At 69.6% G+C, this 25,476-nt stretch carries 20 protein-coding genes and 1 riboswitch; of the genes, 4 read left to right on the top strand and 16 right to left on the bottom strand.

Going from position 1 to position 25,476, the window contains the following annotated elements:
* Positions 1-119: 119 nt before the first annotated feature.
* From pbpC to H9Q09_RS19920, 4 genes are all read right to left on the bottom strand, one after another.
* Positions 120-2,189 carry a penicillin-binding protein 1C gene (gene pbpC, locus H9Q09_RS19905; protein ID WP_187392487.1) on the bottom strand — a complete coding sequence of 690 codons (2,070 nt, stop codon included), beginning with the start codon at positions 2,187-2,189 and terminating at the stop codon, positions 120-122.
* Between the two features lie 45 nt (positions 2,190-2,234).
* A complete protein-coding gene (locus tag H9Q09_RS19910; protein ID WP_348646339.1) occupies positions 2,235-7,619 on the bottom strand; it encodes an alpha-2-macroglobulin family protein in 5,385 nt (1,794 codons plus the stop codon).
* A gap of 213 nt (positions 7,620-7,832) precedes the next feature.
* Positions 7,833-8,486, bottom strand: a complete 654-nt coding sequence (locus H9Q09_RS19915; protein ID WP_187392489.1) for a dienelactone hydrolase family protein — start codon at positions 8,484-8,486, stop codon at positions 7,833-7,835.
* Positions 8,483-9,451 (bottom strand): ring-cleaving dioxygenase, encoded by a 969-nt coding sequence (locus H9Q09_RS19920; protein WP_187392490.1) that lies wholly within the window; start codon positions 9,449-9,451, stop codon positions 8,483-8,485. The genes H9Q09_RS19915 and H9Q09_RS19920 overlap by 4 nt, the downstream gene beginning before the upstream one ends.
* Before the next feature lie 182 nt (positions 9,452-9,633).
* Between H9Q09_RS19920 and H9Q09_RS19925 the strand changes: the two genes are divergently transcribed.
* Positions 9,634-10,302, top strand: coding sequence for a nucleoside triphosphate hydrolase (locus tag H9Q09_RS19925; RefSeq protein ID WP_348646340.1), 669 nt, complete (start codon positions 9,634-9,636; stop codon positions 10,300-10,302).
* 36 nt (positions 10,303-10,338) lie between these two features.
* Here H9Q09_RS19925 and H9Q09_RS19930 read toward each other — a convergent pair whose 3' ends face one another.
* On the bottom strand, positions 10,339-11,076 hold the full coding sequence (locus H9Q09_RS19930) for a YhfC family intramembrane metalloprotease (RefSeq protein WP_187392492.1): 738 nt from the start codon (positions 11,074-11,076) through the stop codon (positions 10,339-10,341).
* Positions 11,077-11,249: 173 nt separating this feature from the next.
* Here H9Q09_RS19930 and H9Q09_RS19935 point away from each other — a divergent pair, with 173 nt between their 5' ends.
* Positions 11,250-12,818 carry a radical SAM protein gene (locus H9Q09_RS19935; RefSeq protein ID WP_187392493.1) on the top strand — a complete coding sequence of 523 codons (1,569 nt, stop codon included), beginning with the start codon at positions 11,250-11,252 and terminating at the stop codon, positions 12,816-12,818.
* Entirely contained in the window at positions 12,815-13,138 is a 324-nt protein-coding gene (locus H9Q09_RS19940; RefSeq protein WP_024348765.1) for a hypothetical protein, read from the top strand. The genes H9Q09_RS19935 and H9Q09_RS19940 overlap by 4 nt, the downstream gene beginning before the upstream one ends.
* A gap of 126 nt (positions 13,139-13,264) precedes the next feature.
* Here H9Q09_RS19940 and bla read toward each other — a convergent pair whose 3' ends face one another.
* From bla to minC, 11 genes are all read right to left on the bottom strand, one after another.
* Positions 13,265-14,272: a class A beta-lactamase gene (bla, locus tag H9Q09_RS19945; RefSeq protein WP_246716251.1), complete on the bottom strand. Its 1,008-nt coding sequence runs from the start codon at positions 14,270-14,272 to the stop codon at positions 13,265-13,267.
* A 20-nt stretch (positions 14,273-14,292) separates the two neighbouring features.
* The gene (gene cobO, locus H9Q09_RS19950) at positions 14,293-14,931 is read right to left on the bottom strand and encodes a cob(I)yrinic acid a,c-diamide adenosyltransferase (RefSeq protein WP_187392494.1); all 639 of its coding nucleotides are present in this window, start codon (positions 14,929-14,931) and stop codon (positions 14,293-14,295) included.
* 1 nt (position 14,932) lies between these two features.
* Positions 14,933-15,373, bottom strand: a complete 441-nt coding sequence (locus tag H9Q09_RS19955) for a GNAT family N-acetyltransferase (protein WP_187392495.1) — start codon at positions 15,371-15,373, stop codon at positions 14,933-14,935.
* A 21-nt stretch (positions 15,374-15,394) separates the two neighbouring features.
* A complete protein-coding gene (gene cobN / locus H9Q09_RS19960) occupies positions 15,395-19,132 on the bottom strand; it encodes a cobaltochelatase subunit CobN (RefSeq protein ID WP_187392496.1) in 3,738 nt (1,245 codons plus the stop codon).
* 11 nt (positions 19,133-19,143) lie between these two features.
* Positions 19,144-20,229 carry a cobalamin biosynthesis protein CobW gene (cobW, locus tag H9Q09_RS19965; RefSeq protein ID WP_187392497.1) on the bottom strand — a complete coding sequence of 362 codons (1,086 nt, stop codon included), beginning with the start codon at positions 20,227-20,229 and terminating at the stop codon, positions 19,144-19,146.
* A gap of 4 nt (positions 20,230-20,233) precedes the next feature.
* Entirely contained in the window at positions 20,234-20,770 is a 537-nt protein-coding gene (gene cobU / locus H9Q09_RS19970) for a bifunctional adenosylcobinamide kinase/adenosylcobinamide-phosphate guanylyltransferase (RefSeq protein ID WP_187392498.1), read from the bottom strand.
* A complete protein-coding gene (locus tag H9Q09_RS19975; RefSeq protein ID WP_187392499.1) occupies positions 20,760-21,401 on the bottom strand; it encodes a HupE/UreJ family protein in 642 nt (213 codons plus the stop codon). Before H9Q09_RS19975 ends, cobU begins: the two co-directional genes overlap by 11 nt.
* 126 nt (positions 21,402-21,527) lie before the next feature.
* Positions 21,528-21,784, bottom strand: a riboswitch (cobalamin riboswitch).
* 162 nt (positions 21,785-21,946) lie between these two features.
* Positions 21,947-22,096: a hypothetical protein gene (locus H9Q09_RS19980; RefSeq protein WP_169513611.1), complete on the bottom strand. Its 150-nt coding sequence runs from the start codon at positions 22,094-22,096 to the stop codon at positions 21,947-21,949.
* Between the two features lie 61 nt (positions 22,097-22,157).
* Positions 22,158-22,421 (bottom strand): cell division topological specificity factor MinE, encoded by a 264-nt coding sequence (gene minE, locus H9Q09_RS19985; RefSeq protein WP_024348772.1) that lies wholly within the window; start codon positions 22,419-22,421, stop codon positions 22,158-22,160.
* Entirely contained in the window at positions 22,418-23,233 is an 816-nt protein-coding gene (gene minD / locus H9Q09_RS19990; protein WP_009208858.1) for a septum site-determining protein MinD, read from the bottom strand. The genes minE and minD overlap by 4 nt, the downstream gene beginning before the upstream one ends.
* Before the next feature lie 31 nt (positions 23,234-23,264).
* Positions 23,265-24,017, bottom strand: a complete 753-nt coding sequence (gene minC / locus H9Q09_RS19995; RefSeq protein WP_187392500.1) for a septum site-determining protein MinC — start codon at positions 24,015-24,017, stop codon at positions 23,265-23,267.
* Positions 24,018-24,253: 236 nt separating this feature from the next.
* Here minC and H9Q09_RS20000 point away from each other — a divergent pair, with 236 nt between their 5' ends.
* Positions 24,254-25,468, top strand: a complete 1,215-nt coding sequence (locus tag H9Q09_RS20000) for an ABC transporter substrate-binding protein (protein WP_187392501.1) — start codon at positions 24,254-24,256, stop codon at positions 25,466-25,468.
* The last annotated feature ends 8 nt before the right edge of the window (positions 25,469-25,476 follow it).

A 25,476-nucleotide genomic window follows, 5' to 3' on the forward strand; every position in this document is an offset into this window, starting at 1 on the left:
CCGACAGGTCCTCGTTGATTCTTACGGCCATCGCTCTTTCCCTCCCTTCGCCAGACAGGGAATCACGAACGCCCAGGACAGGAAAATCACAGCTGAGTCAGATCAAGCGCAGGCGGGTATCAGTCGAGAAACACCCGCGAGCGCGCCGCGGCCCCCATCGCATCCACCACCGAGATATCGACGAAGCCTGGCTCCAAGGGCTGCCAGCGCGCCTGCCGCTGCAACGCGTCGCGGGCCACGGGGCGGCCGTCCACATACCAGGTAAAGGGCGGCTGGCCGTTGCGCACCTTCAGGAACAGCTCGCTCCCGGCACCCGAAACGAGGCCCAGTTCGACCTTCGCCGCATTCGGCGGAAACACGATCTCCGGCTTCAGCCCGCTCTGGGCGAGATCCGCGGCCCGGCCGACCCGGCGCATTGGCGGCGGCAGGCCGCCCCCGGCCGAGGCGAGGATGCCCGGCGGCGGACCGGCGAGCCGCGTCACCGGCCCGATCCGCGCAAACACGTCGCGCATCACCGGCACGGCCGAATCCTGGCCGACGAGGCCGGCCACCGGCGCCCCGTCCGGCCGTCCCAGCCACACGCCCACCACGTGCCGCCCGTCATAGCCGATGGTCCAGGCGTCGCGGTAGCCATAGGAGGTGCCGGTCTTGAAGGCGATGTCACCGGGCGAGCCCTTGGTGGTGGTCGAGGCGCCGGCGAGGATCGAGGTTACGTACCACGCCGCCTGCGGCGACAGGATGCGCTTGCCCATCGCCGGCTCGGCGCTCCGCTCCACATGCAGCGGCATGGCGACGCCGCCATTGGCGAGCCCGCCATAGATCCGCACCAGATCCTCCAGCGTCAGCCCCAGCCCGCCGAGCCCGATGGCCAGCCCCGGCAGCGACCGGTCGCCGAGCTCCGGCGCGGCGCCCGCCCGCCGCATGCGATAGACCAGCCGCGACGACCCGACCGCTCCGAGCAGTTCCACCGCCGGCAGGTTGCGCGACAGTTGCAGCGCCCGCCGCGCGGTGATCACGCCCTCGAACTCCCGGTCGAAATTCTGCGGCGTATAGCCGGCGAAGCCGCCGGGTGAATCGTCGACGAGGCTTTCGGGATGGGCGATGCCACGCTCGAAGGCGAGGCCGTAGATCAGCGGCTTCAGGGTCGAGCCCGGCGAGCGCACCGCCCGCGTTAGATCGACGAAGCCCTGCCGCTCGCGGTCGAAGAGGTCGGGCGAGCCGACCTGCGCCAGCACCTCTCCGGTCGCCGCATCCGCCACCAGGAGGGCAAGGCTCACCGGCTTCTTCAGCCCCTGCGCCTTCTGGCGCACATAATCCTCCAGCCGCGCCTGCAGGGCCTTGTCGATGGTCAGGTCGATCCGCGCCGCCTCCGGCTTTGCCTGGTGCAGCCGGACCGAAGCATGGGCGGCGAGCATCGGCAGCGCCCGCCGGCCGGTCGGCATCGCCTCGCGCATGGCGCGCGCCGCCTCGCGGTCGCTGATCAGCCCCAGTGTCGCCATCCGCGCGATCACCCGGTCCCGCGCCGCCCGGGCGCGGTCCGGATAGCGGTCCGGCCGATAGCGCTCGGGAGATTGCGGCAACGCCACCAGCAGCGCGGCTTCCGCCGCCGTCAGCCGCTTCGGCTCCTTGCCGAAGAAGCTCAGCGCGGCCGCCCGCACGCCTTCCAGATTGCCGCCATAGGGTGCGAGCTGCAGATAGAGCGACAGGATCTCGGCCTTGGTCCGGCTGCGCTCCAGCGCAAGCGCGACGAGGATCTGCTCGGCCTTCGCCGCGAGACTGCCCGTCGGCAGGCGGCCCAGGAGCCGCGCCACCTGCATGGTCAGCGTCGAACCGCCCGACACGATCCGCCGCTCGGCCAGCGACTGCCACGCAGCCCGCACGAAGGCGACCGGATCGACGCCGCCATGTTCGGCGAAGCGTTTGTCCTCCCAGGCGACCAGCATCTCCAGATAGCGCGGATCGACGTCGCCCGCCCCGGCGGCCAGCCGCCAGCGCCCGTCACCATTGGCAAAGGCGCGCAGCAGCGCCCCGTCGCGGTCGCGCACCTCCACCCCGGTCGCCGGGGTCTCGATGGCGGCGATGCGCGCCGTCACCGCACGCTCGAAGGCCGAATAGCCGGCGCCCAGCACAGCGATGGCCAGCAGAAGGCCGAGCAGCCCCAGTTGCGCCAGACGGCGCCGCGCCGACATGGGATCAGTTCCCCGTCGCGAAGGCCCGGCGGATCGCGCCCGCCCTCACCGCAGCGGACCGATGACCGAGGCGCTTGTCTCGTCGGTGCGCCCGCGCCGGCTCGGATCGTACATGTTCTGCACCAGCGCCGCCGGATGGACGAACTCGCCCGGCGACACAGCCCGCACGATATAGGCGAAGCGCCTTGTGGCCGTGTCGCCGTCGCCCTGGTCGATGGCCGCCAGGAAGCGCTCGGCCCGGAACTCCGTATGCGCCGCCTCGCCTGTCAGCTGCAGCCAGTCCAGCGCCGCCACGTCGCCGCCGCGCAGGATCGCCGGATTGTCGATCTCGAAGCCCGCCGGCAGCGGGTCGTCGACCATCAGCCGTGCCGGTCCCGAATCGAGCGGCGTGACCTCCAGCACCGTGACCAGCCGCTCGCCCTGCCCGATGGCCGACGGATCGGCCGGATCGCCGTCCAGCGTGTAATAGCGCCGGTCGATGGCATAGCCGTCCGATTGCGCCGCCGGCGCGAACTCCGGCACGCCGCGCAGGGTGATCTCGGCCCGCACCGGCTGTGCCGCGCGGTTGGCGATGTCCAGCCCGCCGCTGATGTCGGCCGCCGTGAAGGCCGCCGCATACGGCCCGTCCACGTCGCGCCCGGCCACCGTCAGCTTGGGCGGGCTGCGGTCGAGCAGCGCATGCGCCGCCAGCAGCGACCAGGAATCCTCCTGCGTGCTGGTAAAGCGCTGGGTCCGCCGCGCATCGTTCACCTGCCGCACCAGCCCGTCGAAGGAGACCCCGTCGATCGCCGTCTCCAGTCCCAGCGTCAGGATCGCCGCATCGTCGCGCAGCGGCGTGCCGTAATCGCCGCGCTGCGAATTGAGCAGCGGCGAGCCGATGGCGTCATCGACCGCGGCGCGGAACACCCGCTCGGCCCGCACCCGGTCGCCATAGAGCGCCAGCGCCGCGCCGATCTGGGCCTTGGCGAGCGGCGTCTTGAAGTTCACCAGCTCGTTGTCGGCGTAATAGCGCAGGTCGCCGATGGCCGCCCGGCCGTTGCGGGCCAGCACATAGCTCGCATAGGCCACCGGCCCGAAGTCGGGTGCGTCCGGCAGATAGGCGAGGCTGTTGCGCAGATTGTCGATGGCAAGATCGAAGCCTTCCTCGGGCACCTTGTAGCCGGCCTCGCGGGCCCGGGTCAGGAAGTCCGTCACATAGGCGTCGAGCCAGAGGTCGCCGTAATCGGGCCGCCACAGGCCGAAACTTCCGCTCGACGACTGGTTGGCCAGCACGCCCGAAATGGCGCCGTCGACCCGCGTCTTCACGTCCTCGACGCGGTCGAGGCCGGCTGCGAGGATGGTCGGCTCCAGATAGACCAGCGGCATCGCCCGGCTGGTGATCTGCTCGGTGCAGCCATAGGGATAGACGTCGAGCGCCCGCACCACGCCGGCCACGTCGAACTCGGCCGCCCCGGTGACGCTCAGCGTCGCGGTGGCCGTGCCCGGCAGGAAGTCGGCGAACAGGCTGCGGTCGAAATCGAACCGCCCGCCATTCGCCGCCAGGGTCACGGCGCTCTTGTCGACGGTCTCCGGCGCGATCGAGCGCACCGGCAGCGTGACCCGCTTCGACAGGATGTCGCCATTCGGCAGCGTCAGCGCCACCTCCAGCGTGCCGTCGCCGACCGCCGCGCCGGTCACCGGCATCAGGAAGGTCTCGCGGCGGCCCGCCACCAGATCGAAGCGCCGCGGCGCGGTGTCGTCGAAGGCGACGATCCCCTCCGCGCCCGACACCGCCAGGCTGGCCGCGCCGGTCGGCCCCTCGACATGGGTCACGTCGATGGCGATACGCGAGCGGTCGCCCGGCGCCAGGAAGCGCGGCTGGTTGACCGCAATCACCACCGGGTCGCGCACGATCATGGAAGCATTGGCCTCGCCCACCCCGGTCTTCGACCAGGCCAGCGCCATCAGTTTCAGCGTGCCGTTGAAGTCGGGAATATCCAGCGGCACTGCCGCGGTCCCGTCCTCGCCGACCGTCACCACGCCGGAGAACAGCGCGACCAGCGCCTCCATCGGCGGCGGGCTGTCATAGCTCGCGCCGGCGTCGCCGCCCGAGCGCACGCTGCCCGGCGCGCCCTGCATCCGGTCGATCAGCTTGGAATAGAGGTCGCGGATGTCGACGCCGAGGCGCCGCTTGCCGAAATAATGCCCGCTCAGCGACGGCGGCTGGAAGCCGGTGATGTTGAGGATGCCCTCGTCCACCGCCGCCAGCGTCAGATAGGCGGTCTCGCCCGCCGCGACGCCGTCGACCGAAATTTCCACCGTCATCCGTTGCCGCGGCTCGGTCTTTTCCGGCGCCGCGATGGCGACCTGCAGCGCCCGTTCGCCCGGATCGACCTCGGCATGGGCCAGCCCGATCGCCCGGCCCGGCATCCGCTTCTGGTCGAGGTCCATCGGCCGGTAGACGATCGCCGCGATATAGGCGCCCGGCCCCCAGTCGCGGGTGACCGGCAGTTCGACCGTGCCGCCATCGGCAGCGATCTCGGCGGTCTGCCGGGTGATCACGCGCTCGTCCATCACCAGCACTTCGGCGGTTCCGGCAAAGCGCGGCTCGATCCGCACGACGGCCGTATCGCCGATTCGATAGCGCGGCTTGTCCAGCGACACCCGGGCCATGTCCGGCGTGTCGAGCGCGGCCGCCGCGACGTACCAGCCCGCCTCGAAGCCGGCGCTCGCCGGCACCGCGGCACCGGACGGATCGCTCAGCACCAGTTCGTATTCGCCCCATTCCACCGGCAGCGACAGGGCCGCTGGGCCGTCGGCCCCGATATCGACCGTGCCGCTGGCGACGCGCTCGGTGCTGCGGATCGGCTCGTAATTCCAGTTGCCGCCCGTCGCGTACCACTGGAAGCGGGTGTTCACCTTGTTGAGGACCCAGTCGATGCCAGCCTGCGCCATGCGCGCACCGTCGGCATCGATGGCGATCAGGTCGAAGCCGGCCTCCGCCCCCTCGCCCACCGTTCCGTCGAAGCGCGGCTTGATGCCGAGACGCGGCTTGGCGCCGGCCAGCGGCAGCTCCAGCCTGCGCTCCACCGGCCGTCCGCCGGTGTCGATCACCCGCACCTGCAGGGCCGCGGTCACCGGCTTGGTCGTCGCCGGCGCGGTGAACGGGTCGAGCCCGATCGTCGCATCGCCCGCCTCGTCGGTCTGCCCGCCGTTGAAGGGCTGGCGCAGCGCCGTCGTCTCGTCGCCGGCCAGCCCGAAGCGGTAGCCCGGATAGGCACCGAGACGGTCGGTCGCCGTCAGCACCGCCTCGCCGCCGACCTCCAGCCCGCCGGCCGGGGCACCGAAGAGGTAGCGCGCCGCCACCGCGATCACCGGCGGCGCGTCGGGGTCGAGTGCCTCGGCCTGCGTCGTCAGCTCGAAATCGATCTTCTCCGGCTCGAAATCCTCGACGATCACCGTGGTCTCGGCCAGGGCCGGCTGCTTGGGATTGGTATGGAGGGCCACCTTCCAGACGCCGCGCATGGCGCCCGCCGGCAGGTCGAGGCCGAAGGCGAAACCGCCGGCACCCGCATCGGCCACCTGTCGCCGCCGATGCTCGACGCCGTCGGGCCGGGTGACGATCTGGGTCATGGTCAGGCCCTCGACCGCCGCGCCGGTGGCGTCGCGCATCGTGCCGGTGAAGAACGCCGTCTCGCCGGTGCGGTAGATGCCGCGCTCGGAGGTCAGGAACACGTCCAGCGGCCCGGCCGGCACCCGACCGTCCACGCCGCGATCGGTCAGGTCGAAAGGTGTCTGGGTCAGATCGAGCAAGACGAAGTCCTCAGCCGCCCGCGCCGCCGTCAGAAGCGCCGGACGGTCGCCGCCGGTGCCGCGCAGCAGGCCCGCCGGCAGCCGCGCATGGCCGGCCGCGTCGGTCGTCGCCGTGCCGAGAACCTGGTTGTTGGCCGCCACGAGGTCGAGCGTGATCCCGGCCATCGGGTCGGCGCTACCCAGTGAGCGCGCAAAGACGTGGAAGCCGTCCTCGGCGGAAAGGCTGGTCAGCCCGATATCGCTGACGACGAACCACTGGGTGGCGAAGCTGTCCTGGTATCGCAGGCCGTTCTTCGCCTTGGCGGTCAGCACATAGACCCCGGGCTCGATCTCCGGCACGATCTCAGACACCGGGATCGCCGTCGTCACTTCGCTGTTGGTCTCGCGCACCACGCCGACCGTGCCGGTCCACACGTCCTCGCCGGTCTCGGTCGCCACCTCGGTGATCTGCCATTCGGACAATTGCTGCAACAGCCGCCCGTCGGCGATCGCCCGCGACAGGGCCCGGTCGCCGATCCGCTGCAGCCGCGCCTCGATCTCGTCGGTGTTGATCGTCGTCACCGGGATCGTTGCCTCGCCGCCGGCCGGCAGCACATAGGCATTGGTGGCAAACCGCACCGAGGGGTCGCGGTCGCGCACATAGACGCTCACCTCCGCCGAGCGCGCCAGGGTCTCGCCATCGACAGAGCGGATGCCGGGACGCGCGACGATGCGGTAGCGCTCGCCGTGCTTGACGCCATCGATGCAGATCTGCGATCCGCTCGCCGTCACCGGCAGGGTCTCGCCGCCCTCAACCTGCACGAAGTCGCCGGCATTCTCCGAACTGGTCAGCTGGCTCGACAGCGCGTCCGAGAAGTTCAGGCAGATACGCGGGCTGGCCGCGTTGTTGTCGACGCTGTTGTCAACGATGCGGAAACCGTGCGCGGCTACGACCGCGTCGAGACCGGCACGAACATCCGCCATCTCCGCCAGATCAAGGCTTTCGCGATAGGCCTTGATCGCCTGCTTCCAGTTCTGGGCCGCCTCGTAGGCGCGGGCCAGGGTCGCCAGCGCCGCGGCGCGTTCGTCGTCATGGCCGGCGGTCAGATAGGCGTTGATCGCACCCGCCTCGCGCAGCCGGTTGTTGGCGGGCTGATCGCCATATTGCTCGGGCGTGTAGGCAAGCGCCGCATCGGCGATGCCCTGCCAGGCGAAATGCGCCAGCGGCGCGCGCTTCAGCGCTTCCCGCCATGCCCGGATTGCCTGCGGATGGGTCAGCGCCGTTCGCGCGAGGCCGGCAATCTCCAGCGCACTCGCATCGCCGAACCGGATGCTGCGGTCCTCATTGGCGATCTCCAGCCGCAACTGCCTGGCATCGTCCAGCATCGCGGCCGGCAGAAACGCCAGATCCGCCATGCGCGCCTCGACGCTGTCGGCGTCGATCCCGGCCTCGGCCACCACCTTGCCGGAAATCGCCCCCGCCACCGTGCGCAATTCGCCCACGGCCTCCTTCAGGAAGCACCAGCGGCTGTTGGTATTGAGGGTGAAGGCCTGGCAGCGGTCGTCGGCGAGACAGGTCGCGGTGCACTGGTCGAGATCGACATCCTTGAGGATGTCGTAGTCGCGGCCGAAATAATCGGCGCCCTCGGTGGTGATCACCCGGCGCCCGTCTTGCGCAAGGGAAGGCACTGCAGCCTGCCCCGAAAACAGCAATGCGACCGCGAAAACGAAGAAGAGCCTGCCGAAACCGCGCATCGAATGCTTCTCCCCGGCGGACTTCCGCCGGGTTCATCCTATGCCGAAGCTTTAACTCGCACCAGTGGATTCCGGAGAGGCGTCCGATGGCGACGCCCCGCCGGAATCAGGCCCGTTTCAGCCCGCCAGCCCCTGCAGAAGGGCCCGCGCCTTGCCGATCTCGTCCATGTTGATCGTATGGCCGGGCTCCGGATAGAGCACCGCGGTCACCGCCGCGCCGCGGGCTTCGTAATGCGCGACGGTCTCACGCACCCGCACGGCCGGAATGAACGGATCGCGCTCGCTGCAGCCGATGAACACCGGCAGGCCGTCGAGCCGGCCCGTCTCCTCACGCCCTTCCACCGACGGCCCGATCAGGCCGCCGCTGAAGCCCAGCACGGCCGCGACGCGGCCCGGATGGCGCGCGGCGAATTCCAGCGACAGGCAGGCGCCCTGCGAGAAGCCGGCAATCACCACCTTGTCCGCCCCGATCCCTGCCGCGTCGAGATCGGCGAGGATCGCCGCGATCCGGTCCAGCGCGGCGCTCAGATCCGGCTCGTTGGCGTCGAGCGGCTCCATGAAGGGGCGCGGATACCAGGCCCCGCCGCGGGCCTGCGGCGCCAGATAGGCGATGTCGCCGAGGCCGATCGCCCCGGCAATGCCCAGGATGTCCGCCGCCGTCGCACCGCGCCCGTGCAGGCAGACGACGATCCGGCGGGCGTTTTCCAGCGGCGCCCCGGCATGGCCGAGATGATGGCGCGCCAGAAGCGCGTTCGAATCCTCGGGGGTCATGTCCTGTCCTTTCCCTGGCGGGCGAGCGGCTTCAGGCCGGCTTCGATCTGCGCGCGCTTGGCTTCCAGGAAGGGCGGCAGCGACAGGCTCTCGCCCAGGCTCTCCATCGGCTCGTCGACGGCAAAGCCCGGCCCGTCCGTGGCGATCTCGAAGAGCACCCCGTTCGGCTCGCGGAAATACAGCGAGCGGAAATAGTACCGCTCCACCTCGCCGCTCGACGGCACGCGGAAGCCGCGCACCCGCTCGGTCCAGGCGTGCAGTTCCTCCACGTCGGCCGCGCGGAACGCCACGTGATGCACGCCGCCCGCACCCTGCCCGGCCGCCGGCAGCGACGGGTCCACCGCCACGTGCAGTTCGGCCGCTGGCCCGCCCTCGCCCATCTCGAACACATGCACGCTCGCACCGTCCGCCTCATAGGTGCGAACTTCGCGCATGTTCATCACCTCGGTCAGCACCGGCGCGGTGCGGGCGAGATCGGGCACCGCCATGGTGATCGGGCCAAGGCCGCGGATCTGATGCGCGGCCGGCACGCTGCTCGCGTCCCAGGGATTGGCCTCTCCGGCGCCCCCGTCGTCGATCAGCCGCAGCCGCTGGCCCTCCGGGTCCTCGAAATCGAGCGAGGCGCGGCCATCCAGTTCCACGATCTCGCCGGTCGCAACACCGGCCTCGGTCAGCCGCGCATGCCAGTAGTCGAGGCTGGCGCGGCCGGCGACCCGCAGGCCGGTCCGCGAGACCGCATGGTTGCCGCGGGTCTCGGGCTGGGCCGGCCAGTCGAAGAAGGTGATGTCTGTGCCCGGCGTCGCCTTTCCGTCGGCGTAGAACAGATGATAGGCGCTGGTGTCGTCCTGGTTGACCGTCTTCTTGACCAGCCGCAGGCCCAGGACTTCCGTGTAGAAGCGGAGATTGCCGGGCGCATCGGCCGTGATGGCGGTCAGATGATGAATGCCTTTGAGGGCAAGGGTCATGGTATCGCTCCGTTGCACGAGGTCGCTTGGGGCAAGATAAGCGGCCTTGGCCTCGCAATTGGAAGGGCGCCGTTCGTGACGAATCGTTTCTCTTTGTTGAACGGCCGTCGTTCGGATGCGAACAGTGCCCCGTCGTCCACCCGGTCCTCCCGCACCGTTTTCCCTGTTCCCGGAGGCTCACCATGCCCATGACCGACCTGGATCCCATCCTCGACGCCATCGCCGCGCGCCGGGGCACCGATTCCCGGCGCCTCATCGTTGCGCTGGCCGGGGCGCCCGGCTCCGGCAAGAGCACCATGGTCGAGCATCTGCGCGACCGGTTGAACGATGCGTCGCCGACGGCCGGGACCGGCACCGCCGCGCCGGGGATCGCCGACATCCTGCCGATGGACGGCTTCCACTATGACGACCTGGTGCTGGACGCGCGCGGCCATCGCCCCCGCAAGGGCGCACCGCACACTTTCGACGTCGACGGGCTGATCGTCACCCTCGACCGGCTGAAGGCCGATGACGGCCGCGCCGTCGCCGTGCCGGTCTTCGACCGCGCCATCGAGATCGCCCGCGCGGGTGCCCGCATCATCGCGCCCTCGGCCCGCATCATCCTCGTCGAGGGCAATTACCTCCTCCTCGACGATCCGGCTTGGGCGCCGCTGCGCCAGCGCTTCGACCTGACGGTGATGCTCGCCGTCCCCGAACCGGTCCTGCGCCGCCGGCTGAAGGATCGCTGGCTCGGCCACGGCCTGACCACCGACGCCCTCGTCACCAAGCTCGACGGCAACGATCTGCCCAACATGCGGCTGGTGCTGGAGCGCAGCGTGCCGGCGGACCTGACGGTGGTGAATGACGGCTGACGCTACGCGGGCGACCGGCGCCCTGCCCGCCGCGGCTCAGCCGCCGGTGAGGCGCAGCGCCACATAGACCCAGCCCGCCAGGGCCGCGGCCGATATCGCAAGATAGAAGGCCCGGCAGATCCGCGGCTCGAACCAGTCCCAGTCGCGCCCGGCGCCATAAGTCGCCGCCCCGTCGACCAGCGCGAACAGGCCGAGCGCCACCAGCGCCGGAGCCCAGGCCTGGGTGATCATCGCGTCGAACACCGCAATGCGCGTCATCACGTGAAGCGCCGTCGCATCGATCCGCTCGATGGCGCCCATATAGGCCACCCACAGGGAGCGGCGGGCGCCCGCCAGCCAGCGGGCCAGCTTGTCCGGATCGGGATGGCGATAATCCTCGATCGCCCCCGTCACGAGAATGAAGGCGATCTCGAAGCCGGCCGCGCCCAACCCACAGATCGCCGCCACCTCCAGTCGCAGCGGCAGCCAGCCGGAAGAAGCGATCGCGGCCAGGACGCCGAGTTCCGCAAGGCCCGAGGCCAGCCCCCAGAGCCCGGCCCCGGCGACGCCTGCCTTCATCAGGCGCCGCGCGAACCGTACCCGCGCCAGGAGCAGCTTCCCCGCGACGGCGAGTGCCCAGGCCGCGCCCCCGATGGCGTAATAGGCCAGATCGCCGGGCCGCACGGCTGCCAGCCAGACGACGGGCCCCAGCGTCAGCACCGCGAGCACGGCCAGCGACAGCCGGTGATGCAGATGCGGCGAGGCGACGATGTCTGGCTGCTGCGGACCGCTCATGGCTCCCCTTGCGTCAGATATCGCGCCATGCGGCTTCCATCTTAGGTTGAATTGCTGTAGATTGCCATCATGAGTTGATTTCACCCAGTACAATCCCTGCCGGTTCAGGCTCGCGTCCCGCGAGCGCGGCCCCGCAGGGACCGTTCCATCGATGCCGAATACGGGAGACCGTCATGCGGGTTGTTCTCTGTGCGCCCCCGATCATGGATCGGTTCGAGGACACGCTGGAATCCATCGCGATGGACGCCCATCGCGAATGTCCGCCCTACGGCATGTATCTCCTGCGCGCCGCCCTCCTTCAGGCCGGCCATCACGTCGATTTCGCCGATCTGATCGCGCTGGGCACCAGTTCGGTCCGGGGCTTTTCGGCCGAGATCGACCGCGCCGATCTTATCGGCATCGGCGCCACCTCCATGTCCTGGCCCACCGCCATCGAGGTGCTGAAGCAGATCCGCCGTCGCCGGCCCGACGTCCCGGTCGTCGTCGGCGGCATCCACCCGACCATGTTCGACCAGTATGTGCTGTCGGCCTTCCCGGTGCAGTTCGTCGTGCGCGGCGAAGGCGAAGCCGCCATCGTCGCCCTGGCCGACGCGCTGGAGGGCCCCCGCGATTTCCACGAGGTTCCGAACCTGTCCTGGAAGACCGATGACGGCGTCGTCGTGCGCAACAGCATCGAGAAGCTGATCCGCAAGGACGAGCTCACCGATTTTCCGGTGCCCGATTACGGCGACCTGCCCGACCGGGTCTATCAGGCCCTGTCGATCGAATCCTCGCGCGGCTGCGTCTTCGACTGCTCGTTCTGCTCGACCTCCTACCGGCGCACCTGGCGCGGCATCCAGCCCGAGGAGTTCGTCGACCGGCTGGAGATGATCCTGCCGCATGTGCCGCGTACCAGCGCCGGCCACATCCACATCATCGACGACGAGTTCTCGATGAACGTCAAGCGCGCCACCCGCATCGCCCAGATCATCAGCCAGCGCGGGCTCGACGCCGGCCTCGTCTACGATTCCCGCGCCAACGATATCTGCGACGAGGCCTATGTCGAGGCGATGGCGCCCCACACGGTGCAGTTCCTGGTCGGCGCCGAATGCGGCTATGACGAGGGTCTGGCGCTGATCGGCAAGGGCACCACCTGCGCCAAGCTGGAAGAGGCCGCCCGTATCCTGCGCAAATTCGGCATTGCCGACCGGGCGGATTTCTCCTTCGTCCTCGGCCTGCCCTGGGAGGGCCCCGCCGAGGTGGAGCGCACCATCGCCTTCGCCACCCATCTCCACGCCACCTACGGGGTGCGCGTCCTCTTGCAATGGTACTGCCAGATCCCCGGCTCGCGCCTGTGGGACGAGGCGGCGCGCAACGGCCTCGTCACCGAGGCCATGTATGACGAGTTCGGCTTCTTCTCGAACTACTATCTGTTCCAGTCGGGCGTGAAGATCCCCACCGCCGACATCTATGCGATCTCGGACAAGGTCGCCGCGGTGCGCACCGTGTCGCAGGCCGTCTACAAGGGCCGCAACATGATCGAATATGCCTTTCCCGAGCCGGTCGCGAAGTATTTTCCGCGGATCCTCGAGACCTTCCAGCAGAATGGGCTGGCGAGCCTGCGCCAAGTCGCCGGCCCCGGATCGCAGGCGGCACGCCGCGAGATCCCGGTCGAGACCCCGAAAGCGGCCCCGCCGGGCGAACGGATCGGCGTTCCCCTGCGACATTTCCACGGCGTCCACGACAAGGGAGCAGTGACATGACCGACCTGCAGAAGGGCGAAGACACCTATGTGAAGGCCCTGCAACAGATCTTCACCGACCCGGAGGTCCGCAAGGCCCTGGAGGCCGAGCCCGAAGCCACGATGGAAAGGCTCGGCTTCGATCTCGACGACGAGGCGCGGGCGACCCTGCGCGCCAACGACCAGCCCGAACTCGCCGTGGCCGCCGTACCGGCGGTCCTGGTGAGGGTCGCCACCAACGGCACCCGGCCGGCCGTCCGCGTCGCGGTCTCCAGCTCGACCTTCGCCGCCACCCGTGGCCGCGCCGCCGAGCTCGATGCCGAGCGCGACCGCAGCCGGTAGGCCGGCCCAGCCATCGCTGCGCCGGCCCCACCCGCCTGCCGCCACGGGCGCCGGCACCTCCCGGACGCGTCGGCGCAGCGACGTAACACGAGCGCGGCCGGAATCGACTGCCGGCCGCAACCGTCCTCAACGCGCGGCGATCACCGGGACGATGGCTGCGCCGATCTCGGCGACCGCGGCATTGCGCGTGCTGAAATCCGCCGGCGAGTCGGAAAGATAGATCGCCACGAACACCGGCGCGCGCCCCGGCGGGGTGATCATCGCCACGAGATTGCGCGTATGGGTCTGTCCGCCGCCGGACTTGTCGACGACCTCCCAGTCCTTGGGCGTACTGGCGCGGATCAGCTTGCCGGTCACGCCGCCAAGGCGCATCCACTCGCGCAGTTGCTCGCGCGACGCCGGGCGCAATCCGTCCCCGACCAGCATGTTCTCCCAACTCGTCGCCATGGCTTTGGGGCTGGTCGTGTCGCGCGGATCGCCAGGGGCGAAGATGTTGAGATCGGGCTCGGTCCGGTCGAGCCGGGTCACGCCGTCGCCGATGCCGCGCAGGAAGGCGGTCACGGCCTGCGGACCGCCGATCCGGTCGAGAAGCAGGTTGGCAGCGGTGTTGTCGCTCATGTCCGCCGTCGCCAGGCAGAGTTCGCCGATCGTCATCGTGCCGCCCTGGCGCGTTTCGGTCACCGGCGCGTAGCTGAGAATGTCCGCGGCCCGGATCTCCACGGGTTCGTCGAGCGCCAGTGCGCCCTGTTCGGCCTGCTCCAGCACCGCCCCGCACAGAACCGACTTGAAGGTGCTGGCCATCAGGAACCGCTCGTCTTCGCGGTGCCCCCACTGCCAGTCACTGCCGCTGTCGCGGATGAAGACGCCGATGCGGGCGTCCAGCCGCTCCTCCAGCCCCCGCACCGTCTCCGCCAGGCGCGCCGTGGCGTCCTCGGCCTGCGCCTGAGGCCCTGCCCACAGCGCGGCCACGACCACGACAGCCGACAAGACCGATCGGCGCGACACCATCCGGCAAAAGCTCTTCATCTCAATCCCCCACGCGATAGCCGGTTGCCTATGCAACCGTTGGAAGGGGGTGATCAACTGCTGGTTCATGTCGAAATGGAGGCGAAACGCGGCGCTCGTGAGCGCCATCCACAGCCCGGCGAATGACCCTAGAACTCGATCCCGAGCTGCGCCTTCACGCCCGAGCGGAACGGGTGCTTGATCATCTCCATCTCGGTGACGAGATCGGCGAAGTCAATCAGCTCGTCCTTGGCGTTGCGGCCGGTGATGACGACATGCTTCATCTCCGGCTTGCCCTTCAGGAATTCGATCACCTCGGCGAGATCGAGATAGTCGTAGCGCAGGACGATGTTCAGCTCGTCGAGCAGCACCAGCTTGTGTTCGTCGTCCATGATCAGCGCCTTGGCCCGCTCCCAGGCGGCCTTGGCCGCGGAGATGTCGCGCTGCCGGTCCTGGGTCTCCCAGGTGAAGCCGTCGCCCATGGCGGTCATCGTCACCTGGTCGGGAAACTTCTCCAGCACCTTGCGCTCGCCGGTCTCCCACTTGCCCTTCACGAACTGCACGACGGCGACCTTCATGCCATTGCCCAACGCCCGGAAGACCAGGCCGAAGCCGGCGGTCGACTTGCCCTTGCCCTTACCCGTATGGACGATGACGAGACCCTTCTCGATCGTCTTGGTGGCGATGATCTTGTCGCGCGCCGCCTTCTTCTTCTTCATCTTCTCGGCGTGCCGGGCGTCGAGCTCGGCGTCCGACATGCCGTCGGTGATCTTGGGTTTGTCGTTCATGTCAGGCCTCCCCTGCGGTCTGTGTCTGGTCGCCGAAGATCTTGGCGTAGAAGATGCGTTCCTCGCCCTCCGGATAGTCCGGCAGCCGGCCGAAGGGGCGATAGCCCATGGCCTCGTAGAAGCCGGGCGACTGGAACGAATAGGTGTCGACCCAGACGCCGCGCAGCGTCTCGTCCCGCGCGATCGCCTCGGCCCGTTCGACCAGCCGCCGGCCCAGCCCCGCGCCGCGATGGCGCTCGGGCACCGCCAGCACCTCGATATGCAGCCAGTTCCAGTAGATCTGGGCGATCAGCCCGCCGTCGATGCCCGCGGCGTCGCTCAGCGCCAGCGTCAGGAAGCGCGGCGACATTGCGAAGTCGGTGCGCGTCGCCAGTTCCGCCAGCGGCGCCACGATGCGGCTGCGCGTCTCGTCGTCGGCCATCTCCACTTGGCGGATGTCCATGCGCGCGCCTCCTGCGGTCCGTCATCCGACACCCAGCTCCGCTCGTGCAGAGTTCGAGCGCGGTATCCATAGGCCCCGGTCGATCGCCTCGGCAAGCTTGTCGCACATCTCGCGATAGGCGTTCGCATTGTTGTCGAGCATGAAGTCCCGCACCGGCTCGTCCACCACGAAGGCCCGGTACACCGCCTCGAAATGATGGTCGCGCACCGCGCCCGTGGTCGCCGAGAAGGCGAAGAGATAGTCCACCGTCGCGGCGATCTCGAAGGCGCCCTTGTAGCCGTGGCGCATGACGCCGGCGATCCATTTCGGATTGACCACCCTGGCCCGCACCACCCGGCCGATCTCCTCGTCCAGCGTGCGCACCACCGGTCGCTCGGGCCGCGAATGGTCGTTGTGATAGACCACCGGCCGGTCGCCCGAGACCTGCTCGACCGCCGCCGTCATGCCGCCCTCGAACTGGTAGTAATCGTCGGAATCCAGAAGGTCGTGCTCGCGATTGTCCTGGTTCTGGACAACCGCCTCGATCCCCGACAGCCGCTGTTCGAAGCCGGCCCGGTCCGCCTCGCCCGCGGCATCCGCCCCGTAGGCATAAGAGCCCCAGACGATATAGCTCTCGGCCAGATCCGCCCGGTCGTCCCAGCCCTTCTCGTCGATCAGCGCCTGCAGCCCCGCCCCGTAGGCGCCGGGCTTGGAGCCGAAGATGCGAAAGCCCGACCGCCGCGAAGCCTCGGCCTCGTCGACGCCGTCGGCCACCAGCGCCTGCCGCTCGGCCCGCATCCGCGCCGCGATCGGATTGTCCGCCGCCTCCTCGTCCAGTGCCCCGACCGCCCGGATCGCCCGGTCGAACAGCGCGATCTGATCGGGAAAGGCGTCGCGGAAGAAGCCCGAGATACGCAGGGTCACGTCGACCCGCGGCCGGCCGAGCTCGGCCAGCGTCACGATGGCGTAGCCGGTGACCCGCCGCGAGGCCCGGTCCCAGACCGGCCGGGCGCCGATCAGCGCCAGCGCCTGGGCAATGTCGTCGCCGCCGGTGCGCATGTTGGAGGTGCCCCAGGCCGTCAGCCCGATCGAGCGCGGCCAGTCCCCCTCGTCCTGCAGATGCCGCGTCACCAGAAGCTCCGCCGAGCGACGGCCGAGATCGTAGGCTGCCTCGGTCGGCACGGCGCGGGTGTCGACGGAAAAGAAATTGCGGCCGGTCGGCAGAACGTCGGGCCGGCCCCGGGTCGGTGCGCCCGACGGTCCCGGCGCGACGAAGCGGCCGGCAAGCCCCGCCAGAAGCCCGGCGATCTCGGCCGGGCCCGACCCCGTCACCGCCGGCGCCAGCCGCGTCTCGACCTCTGTCAGCACCGCCCGCGTCGCCGTCCAGCCCGGCTCGGCCACCGTCTCGCCAGTGACGAGCCGCGCCGCCAGCCATTCGATCCGCTCCACCGTGTCGCCGGCCGTACGCCAGGCATCGGTCGACAGCTGCTGGAGCACGTCGGGCCGCGCCCCGGTCCAGCGTGCCGCCATGTCGCAATCCAGCGGATCGAAGCCCTCCGCCTCCGCGCCGTCGTTCGCCAGCAGATCGGTCGCGATCGCCCGGTGCAGCGACGCATCGCCCGGCGCACTGCCGCGCGGGAGCCGGGCCAGCGCCACGGTCAGATCGGTCAGCAGCCGGCCTTCCGGCGCAACGCCGAAGACATGCAGCCCGTCGCGGATCTGCATCTCCTTCAGGTCGCACAGATAGGCGTCGAGCTTTTCCAGCGCCGTGTCCTCGGCCTCGCCTTCCGCGATGCCGGCATCCTGGTCGAGGCCGATGTCGCGGACGAGATCGAGGATCTGCCCCTTCAGCAGTTCCAGCCGCCGCGGGTCGCTGCCGGCCGCCTCGTAATATTCGTCGACCAGCGCCTCCAGGTCGCGCAGCGGCCCGTAGCTTTCGGCCCGCGTCAGCGGCGGCGTCAGATGATCGATGATCACCGCGCTCGTGCGCCGCTTGGCCTGCGTCCCCTCGCCCGGATCGTTGACGATGAACGGGTAGAGATGCGGCAGCGCGCCGAACACCGCCTCGGGGAAACAGGCCTCGGACAACGCCAGCGCCTTGCCCGGCAGCCATTCCAGATTGCCGTGCTTGCCCATGTGGATCACCGCGTCGGCATCGTATTGCGTCCGCAGGAAGGCGTAGAGCGCCAGGTAATTGTGCGGCGGCACGAGGTCCGGCGAGTGGTGGGTTTCCTTCGGGTTGATATTGTAGCCGCGCGCCGGCTGGATCCCGACCAGCGTCTCGCCGAACCGCGCCAGCGGCAGGGCAAACGCGTCCAGATCGGCCAGGAAGAACGGATCGGCCTCCGGCGCCCCCCAGCGCTCCGCCACCGCCGCCCGCACTGCCTCCGGCAGATCGTCGAAGAACGCGCGATAGGCTTCGAGCGCCAGCGTCTCGCGGATCTCCCGCGCCGCCGTCCCGGCATTGGTCGGACCCGCCATCAGGTGGTCGATCAGCCCGTTGCCCGTCGCCGGCACATCGGCGACGTCATAGCCCGCCGCCGCCATGGCGTTGAGGACGGTGATGGTCCCGGCCGGCGTATCCAGGCCGACGCCGTTGCCGAGCCGCCCGTCCCGATTGGGGTAGTTCGCCAGGAGGATCGCCACCCGCCGCGCTTTCGCAGGCTTTGTCCGCAGCCGGCACCAGCGCGCCGCCAGTTCGGCGACGAAATCCACCCGGTCCGGCAGCGAACGATGCGCCACGATGTCGGTCTGGGTCAGCGCATCCCAGTCGCCCGCCGACTTGAAGGCGATGGCCCGTCCGAGCACGCGCCCGTCCACTTCCGGCAAAGCGACATTCATCGCCAGATCGCGCGCCGAGAGTCCCTGCGACGACGTCTCCCAGGCCTCGCGCGCCCCGCTCGCCAGCACCGCCTGCAGGACGACGGCCCCGCCTTCCTCCAGCACCGTCGGCACCCGCTCGCCGCCGGGCGAGGAGACGGCGAAGCCGGTCAGATTGACGACGACATCCGGGGCCCGCTCGGCGAACAGCGCCCGCAGGGTCTCGATCGATACCGGGTCCTTGAGGCTGGAGACATAGACCGGCAGGACGTCGAGCCCCTGCCGCGCCATCGCCCTCGCCAGCGCCTCGACGGGCTCGGTCTGGCCGCTCTGCATCAGCGCCCGGTAGAAGACGATCGCCGCCAGCGGCCGCACAGGAGCGGCAGCTGGCCGCGACGCCTCGGCCGCGACGCCCGCCAGTTCCAGCCGGCCCGCCTTCAGGAGCGGCTGCGCCTCCGGCGGCCAGTCTCCCTCCGAAAGAATCGCGCCCAGCGCCTGCAGGAAATTCTCGGCATTCGCCGGCCCGCCCTCGACGAGATAGCGCCACAGCCGGTCGCGCTGCCCCTCTCCAAGCGTGTTGTAGCGGTCGAGCCCGGGGTCCGGCTTGTCGTCGCCCGGCACCACCACCAGATGGCCGCCGGTCGCCTGGGCATTGGCCAGCAGCGCGTCCAGCCCGTAGGGCCAATAGGCGGCGCCGCCGAGAATGCGCACCACCACCAGCTTCGCGTGGCACAGCGTCCGGGCGACATAGGCGTCGACCGACATCGGATGCTTCAGCCGCAGGAAATTCGCCAGCCGCAGCGACGGGGCAGCCGCCCCCAGCCGTCCGGCGGCGCCGGCCAGGCCGGCGATCTCCGTGTCGGCGGCCGACAGCACGATGATGTCGGCCGGCGTCTGGCCGAGATCGACCGCCTCGCCGCCATCGTCGATCGTGCCTTTCTGGGCAAGAAGCAGATGCACGACGCTGCGCCCTACTCCGCCGCCGCCTGCGCCGCTCCGTCGGTCAGGGCACGGATCGTCGCCCGGATCGTCCCGCAGGTCGCCGCGTCCAGCCCGTCATGCAGGCCGATGACGACGAGCCGCGTGGCGCGGGTCTCGCCCGGCTTCCAGGGCCGGTCGAAATAGGTCTCGATGCGCTGGCCGACGGCCTGCACGACCAGCCGCATCGGCTTGCCCGGCACGTCGGCAAAGCCCTTCAGCCGCAGGATGTCGTGACCGGCGATGACCGCCGACAGCCCGTCCGCGAAGGCCTTCGGATCGGCGACCTGCCCGGCCTCCACGACGAAGCTCTCGAACTCGTCATGGTCGTGATCGTGCCCCTCGCCTTCATGGTGGAGCTCGTGATGCGACTTACGATCGGCGATCAGGTCCTCCGTCCCGGCCGACAGACCCAGGAGCACGTCGGTCGGCAGCACGCCGCCCTCAGCCGTGACGATCTTCACCGCCTCTGCGCACTGCCCGCCGATCTCGCCGCGCACCCGCTCCAGCGTCGCGGCGTCGACGAGGTCGGCCTTGTTCAGGACGATCAGGTCGGCCGCCCGGATCTGGTCCTCGAACAGCTCTTCCAGCGGATTGTCGTGGTCGAGGCTCTCGTCGGCGGCCCGCGCCGCGGCGACCTTGGCCTCGTCGTCGGCAAAGCGTCCGGCGGCGACCGCGGCGGTGTCGATGACCGTCACCACGCCGTCCACCGTCACCCGCGTCTTGACCTCGGGCCAGTTGAAGGCCGCGACCAGCGGCTGCGGCAGTGCCAGCCCCGAGGTCTCGATGACGATGTGATCCGGCAGCCGGTCGCGGGCGAGCAGCTTGGTCATGGTCGGGATGAAGTCGTCGGCGACGGTGCAGCAGATGCAGCCATTGGTCAGTTCGACCACGTCGTCCTCGGTGCAGGTCTCGATGCCGCAACCGGTCAGGATGTCGCCATCGACGCCCAGGTCGCCGAACTCATTGATGATCAGGGCAATCTTCCGGCCGCCGGCATTCTGCAGCATGTTGCGGATTAGCGTCGTCTTGCCCGCGCCGAGGAAGCCGGTGACGACGGTGGCTGGTATCTTCTGCAAGGCTTCAACCTTTCAGGGTGAGCGGCAGGCCGGCGGCGACGAAGATCGCCTCGTCGCACGCGGCCGCGATCAGTTGATGGAGACGCCCGGCGTGGTCGCGGAAGCGCCGCGCCATGGCATTTTCAGGGACGATCGACAGGCCGACCTCGTTGGAGACGAAGACGATCAGCCCCGACGGCCGGCCTTTCAGGCAGGCCACGAGCCGGTCGGCCTCCGCGTCGACGTCGCGTTCCGCGAGCATCAAATTCGACACCCAGAGCGTCAGGCAGTCGACCAGCAGCGCCCGGTCCGGCGCCGCTTCGCTTTCAATGGTCGCGACGAGATCGAGCGGCGCCTCGACGGTGCGCCACGGCGCCGGCCGACGCGCTTTGTGCGCGTCGATCCGGGCGGTCATTTCGGCGTCGAAGGCCTGCCCCGTCGCGATGTAGACGGGGGCGCGGCCGCTCTCGCCGACGCGGCGCTCGGCGAAGGCGCTCTTGCCCGAGCGCGCGCCGCCGAGAACGAGGACGAGGCGGTCGGTCGCGCCGGCCTCAGCCGGCAAGACCGGCGACCGCCAGCAGCTGCTCGCCGAGGATCATCGCCCCGGCACCGGCGACGACGCCGCCCGACACCCGCAGGCCGAAATTCTCGCGCGCGGCCAGGCCGCTGCCGAGAAGCCGCACGGCGATGAAGCCGGCCGAGACCGCGACGACATACTGGATGGCCGCAAAGCCGATCAGATAGGCGACGACGGCGCCCGATTCCGAACCGACCACCGCTTCGCCATAGGCATAGCCGTGGAACAGGCCTGCGACGGCAAAGAGCGAACCGATCGCCAGCATGCCGTAGGAGCGGCCGGACAAAGCGAGGATGCCGATGCCGGCGACCGACAGGGCGACGACGAACTCGGCGGCCGGCAGGTCGAAGGCCATCAGATGCAGCAGTGTGCCGGCGACGGTGGCGCCGATGAACAGCAGCGGCGCAGCGAAGCGATGCGCGGTCAGCGCGGCGAGCAGGCCGACACCGATGATGAAGGCCAGGTGGTCGAGGCCGATGACCGGATGGGCAAGACCCGACAACAGGCCCTCGCCCATGCCCTGCGGCGCCATGCCACCAGCCGGGTGGTGGGCGAAGGCCGCGGTCGGAATCAGGGACAGCAGCGCCGTGACGGCGAAACGATTGCGGAAAGGCATGAAGACAACTCCCGTGTCCTGTTGGAACGGACGCGGATAGTCCCAAAAAACCGGCGTTTCCCCGAAACTCCGCGGCACAATGGCCGCCGGATCGAAACACAGGTCCTGAAGGAACATCCCGTCCCGTAGACGTCGCACGTGGATGGCAGGTCTCCTGGCTCGCGGGTCGTCGGTCTTCGCCTGGCCTTCCCGGAGACATCTCCAGTGGCTTTTCGCCGGTCTCGCCTGGCCTGACGGCCCGACGCATCCCGGTGGTGAAGACCTCGCCGCTCTACAGTCGCGGGGTCGGCTGCGATATGGACCCCCTGTTTGGGTCGGCCCGTCGCATTCCCTCTTCGCCCCTGCCGCGTGGCAGCGGGGGAACCATCCTTCGACGGACCCGGCGCATGCGTCGAATCCGATCGTTTCGCAGACTAGCGATCGGCCGGCGCGACGCAAGCCAATTCGCCGCACGGCCGGGCGCTGCGTGCCCTGCGCGGCACGAATGCAAAAGGCCCGGCCGCAGTCTCCTGCAGCCGGGCCTCGATGCATGTCAGGCGCTCGGTTCAGCGCGCCGCCGACTGCTCGCAGGCTTCCACATGCTTGGCCAGCGCCTCGTTGGAGAGGATCGCGCTGATCGTGCGGATGTCGCGGTTCTGGAACTTCGGCGTCTTCTGCAGCTCCTTGAGCCGCTCGAGCATGGTCACTCGGCTCATGGTGTTCTCCTTCTTGCCGGTTCCGCGACGGGGATCCCGCCGCGGGTTGGGGCGGGCGCCGTCAGGCGGCCCGCACGCTCGCGGTCACGGGAATCTCGATGTCGACCTCGAGGGTCGAGACCTGTTCGCCGCGATCCATCTTCACGATCACCTTCTCGCGGTCGACATGGACATGCCGTGCGATCACCGCGAGAATCTCCTCGCGCAGGAGGCCGACGAGATCGGAATGGCCGACCGTCGCGCGCTCGTGGGCGAGCAGGACCTGCAGGCGCTCGCGCGCCATCGGCGCCGAGCTCTGCTTGCTGAAGAAACTGAAAAGGCTCATGCCGCTCTCCGTCCGAAGATCTTGCCGAACAGGCCGCGCTTCTCCCCCGGGATCACCATGGGAACGGTCTCGCCGGCCAGGCGGCGCGCGGCGTCGGTGTAGGCCAGCGCCGGTGCGCTGCGGGCGTCGCCCAGCGTGACCGGCGTGCCGAGGTTGGACGCGCGCAGCACGTCCATCGATTCGGGAATGATGCCGAGGAGCGGGATCGACAGGATCTCCAGGACGTCCTCGACCTTCAGCATGTCGCCGCGCTCGGCCCGGTTCGGGTCGTAGCGGGTCAGAAGCAGGTGCTTCTCCATGCGCTCGCCGCGCTCGGCCTTGGCGGTCTTGGCGTCCAGCAGGCCGATGATCCGGTCCGAATCGCGCACCGAGGAGACTTCCGGGTTGGTCACGACGACCGCGACGTCCGCATGGCGCATCGCCAGGGTCGCGCCGCGCTCGATGCCGGCGGGGCTGTCGCAGATGATCCAGTCGAAGGTCTCGCGCAGCTCGTTCATGACGATCTCGACGCCTTCCGACGTGAGATTGTCCTTGTCGCGGGTCTGCGAGGCCGGCAGCAGGAACAAAGTCTCCAGCCGCTTGTCGCGGATCAGCGCCTGCGGCAGCTTGGCGTCGCCCTGCACCACGTTGATCAGGTCGTAGACCACCCGGCGCTCGGCGCCCATGACCAGGTCGAGATTGCGCAGGCCGACGTCGAAATCGACCACGACGGTCTTCTCGCCCCGCTGCGCCAGCGCGGCGCCCAGCGCTGCCGTGGAGGTCGTCTTGCCGACGCCTCCCTTGCCCGAGGTCACCACGATTACTTTTGCCATCTCGTTCTCCTGTATGCTGGTCGGCCGCCGGCTAGACCAGAATTTCCGTCTTGAGCGTGTCGCCGTCGAGCCAGACCTGCACGGCCTGTCCGCGATGCGCCGGGTTCATGTCGTCGGCCATCTTGTAGAGGCCGTCGATCGCCAGAAGCTCGGCCTCGAGCTTGCGGCAGAAGATGCGGGCCGAGGCGTTGCCGACCGAGCCGGCCATCGCCCGGCCCCTGAGGGTGCCGTAGACGTGGATCGAGCCGCCGGCGACGATCTCCGAACCGGACGCGACCGAGCCGAGAATGGTCACGTCGCCTTCCGGGAAGATCACCGACTGGCCCGAGCGCACCGGCTCGTGGATGATGATCGACGGCATCGCCCGGACCGGCTGCGGCTCGGGCCGCGGGGCCGGCGCTTCGGCCTTGGTGGCAGTGCTGGCCGGCGCGCTCGCGGGAGCCGGCGCGGCCGGCGCCTCGAAATCGTCGGCCGGACGTCCACCCTTCATCGCCGGCGGCATGCCGAAGCCGAGGAGCGACGCGCGGGCGCCCTCGATACCCATGATCCGGACGCTGCGCTCGCCGAGTTCGCCGATCAGTTCCTTCAGCTGCGCCTGGTCGATGTCCAGGCCCTCGACGTCGAGAACGATGGGACGGCCGAGGAAGAAGCCGGTCGAACGGGCGGCCAGATCGTCGAGGCGAGCCAGCCAGCTGTCGAACGGCAGCTCGGGGGACAGCACCAGCGCGAGGAAGGAGCGGCCCTTGAGGCGGATCGGACGGGTGTCTGTTAGCGCTTTGGTCATCTGCGTTAATTTTCGGTTGCTGGGCGATCTAATCGGACGTCGGTTAACCGGAGATTAAGCCTCAAAGCCTGCGCCGGGCTGACGCGAAAGCGGCGATTTGCCCTGTCCGGATACGGCCTTGGCGAGGCTATGACGTCCTTGTGGCCTTGCGATGGCAGCCGCTTTCGGCCATGACGCCGGGGCAGGGTCGGCCCTCGAGACCGGGGGAGCTGCGGCCGCAGACACGGGGACTTGCCATGATCACCGGACGGATGTTCGCCACGCTCGCAGGGGCCCTCGGCCTGTTCGCCGGGCTCGCCACGCCGGGCCTCGCCCAGGAGCCGATCACCCTCGGCGAGATGAACAGCTACACCACCCTGCCCGCCTTCACCGGTCCCTACCGCAAGGGCTGGGAACTGGCGCTGGAAGAGATCAACGCCGCCGGCGGCATCGACGGCCGGCCGGTCGCGGTCGTCAGCCGCGACGACAATGGCAAACCCGCCGACGCCATCCGCATCGCCGAGGAATTCGTCGCCTCCGACGACGTGGCGGTGGTGTGGGGCGGCTTCTTCTCCAATGTCGGCCTCGCCCTGACCGACTTCGCCAAGCAGCGCCAGGTGCCGTATCTGGCCACCGAGCCGCTGGCCGACGCCATCGTCTGGTCGCAGGGCAACCGCTACACCTTCCGCCTGCGCCCCTCCACGGCCATGCAGGCCGCGATGCTGGCCGAAGAGGCCGCCAAGCTCGACGCCACCCGCTGGGCGACCATCGCCCCGAACTACGCCTATGGCACCGATGCGGTCACCGCCTTCAAGGCCGAGCTGAAGAAGCGCAAGCCCGACGTCGAGTTCGTCGGCGAGCAATGGCCGCCCCAGGGCAAGCTCGACGCCGGCCCCACCGTGCGCGCCCTCGAAGCCATGAAGCCCGACGCGATCTTCAACGTCACCTTCGGCGCCGACCTCGCCAAGTTCGTGCGCGAGGGCGACATTCGCGGCCTGTTCGACGGCCGCGAGGTCGCCTCGCTGCTGTCCGGCGAGCCGGAATATCTCGAGCCGCTGGGCGCCGAGGCTCCCGAAGGCTGGATCGTCACCGGCTACCCCTGGTACGACATCGACACGCCGGAGCATGACGCCTTCCGCACCGCCTACGAGGCAAAATACGGCGAGCATCCCTACGCCGGGTCGCTCGTCGGCTACAACGGGATGAAGGCCCTCGCCGCCGCCCTCACGAAGGCCAGCGGCGCCACCGACGCCGACTCGCTGATCGCCGCCTTCGAGGGCCTCGAGGTTCCCGACGCCCCGTCCGGCCGCTTCACCTTCCGCGAGGCCGACCACCAGTCCACCATGGGCGCCTGGGTCGGTCGCACGGCGGTGCGCGATGGTCAGGGCGTCATGGTCGACTGGCGCTATGCCGACGGTGCCGACTATCTGCCGTCGCCCGAGGACGCCCGCAAGCTTCGCCCCGCCCAATAGGCTGGCCG

The sequence above is a fragment of the Aurantimonas sp. DM33-3 genome, from assembly GCF_014334315.1.
Classification (GTDB): domain Bacteria; phylum Pseudomonadota; class Alphaproteobacteria; order Rhizobiales; family Rhizobiaceae; genus Aurantimonas; species Aurantimonas coralicida.

Excerpts from the sequence above, each read along its gene's own strand:
- pbpC (WP_187392487.1), bottom strand. The coding sequence starts at position 2,189 with ATGTCGGCGCGGCGCCGTCTGGCGCAACTGGGGCTGCTCGGCCTTCTG.
- H9Q09_RS19915 (WP_187392489.1), bottom strand. The coding sequence starts at position 8,486 with ATGACCCCCGAGGATTCGAACGCGCTTCTGGCGCGCCATCATCTCGGC.
- H9Q09_RS19920 (WP_187392490.1), bottom strand. The coding sequence starts at position 9,451 with ATGACCCTTGCCCTCAAAGGCATTCATCATCTGACCGCCATCACGGCC.
- H9Q09_RS19925 (WP_348646340.1), top strand. The coding sequence starts at position 9,634 with ATGCCCATGACCGACCTGGATCCCATCCTCGACGCCATCGCCGCGCGC.
- H9Q09_RS19930 (WP_187392492.1), bottom strand. The coding sequence starts at position 11,076 with ATGAGCGGTCCGCAGCAGCCAGACATCGTCGCCTCGCCGCATCTGCAT.
- H9Q09_RS19935 (WP_187392493.1), top strand. The coding sequence starts at position 11,250 with ATGCGGGTTGTTCTCTGTGCGCCCCCGATCATGGATCGGTTCGAGGAC.
- H9Q09_RS19940 (WP_024348765.1), top strand. The coding sequence starts at position 12,815 with ATGACCGACCTGCAGAAGGGCGAAGACACCTATGTGAAGGCCCTGCAA.
- bla (WP_246716251.1), bottom strand. The coding sequence starts at position 14,272 with ATGGCGCTCACGAGCGCCGCGTTTCGCCTCCATTTCGACATGAACCAG.
- cobO (WP_187392494.1), bottom strand. The coding sequence starts at position 14,931 with ATGAACGACAAACCCAAGATCACCGACGGCATGTCGGACGCCGAGCTC.
- H9Q09_RS19955 (WP_187392495.1), bottom strand. The coding sequence starts at position 15,373 with ATGGACATCCGCCAAGTGGAGATGGCCGACGACGAGACGCGCAGCCGC.
- H9Q09_RS19975 (WP_187392499.1), bottom strand. The coding sequence starts at position 21,401 with ATGCCTTTCCGCAATCGTTTCGCCGTCACGGCGCTGCTGTCCCTGATT.
- H9Q09_RS19980 (WP_169513611.1), bottom strand. The coding sequence starts at position 22,096 with ATGAGCCGAGTGACCATGCTCGAGCGGCTCAAGGAGCTGCAGAAGACG.
- minE (WP_024348772.1), bottom strand. The coding sequence starts at position 22,421 with ATGAGCCTTTTCAGTTTCTTCAGCAAGCAGAGCTCGGCGCCGATGGCG.
- minD (WP_009208858.1), bottom strand. The coding sequence starts at position 23,233 with ATGGCAAAAGTAATCGTGGTGACCTCGGGCAAGGGAGGCGTCGGCAAG.
- minC (WP_187392500.1), bottom strand. The coding sequence starts at position 24,017 with ATGACCAAAGCGCTAACAGACACCCGTCCGATCCGCCTCAAGGGCCGC.
- H9Q09_RS20000 (WP_187392501.1), top strand. The coding sequence starts at position 24,254 with ATGATCACCGGACGGATGTTCGCCACGCTCGCAGGGGCCCTCGGCCTG.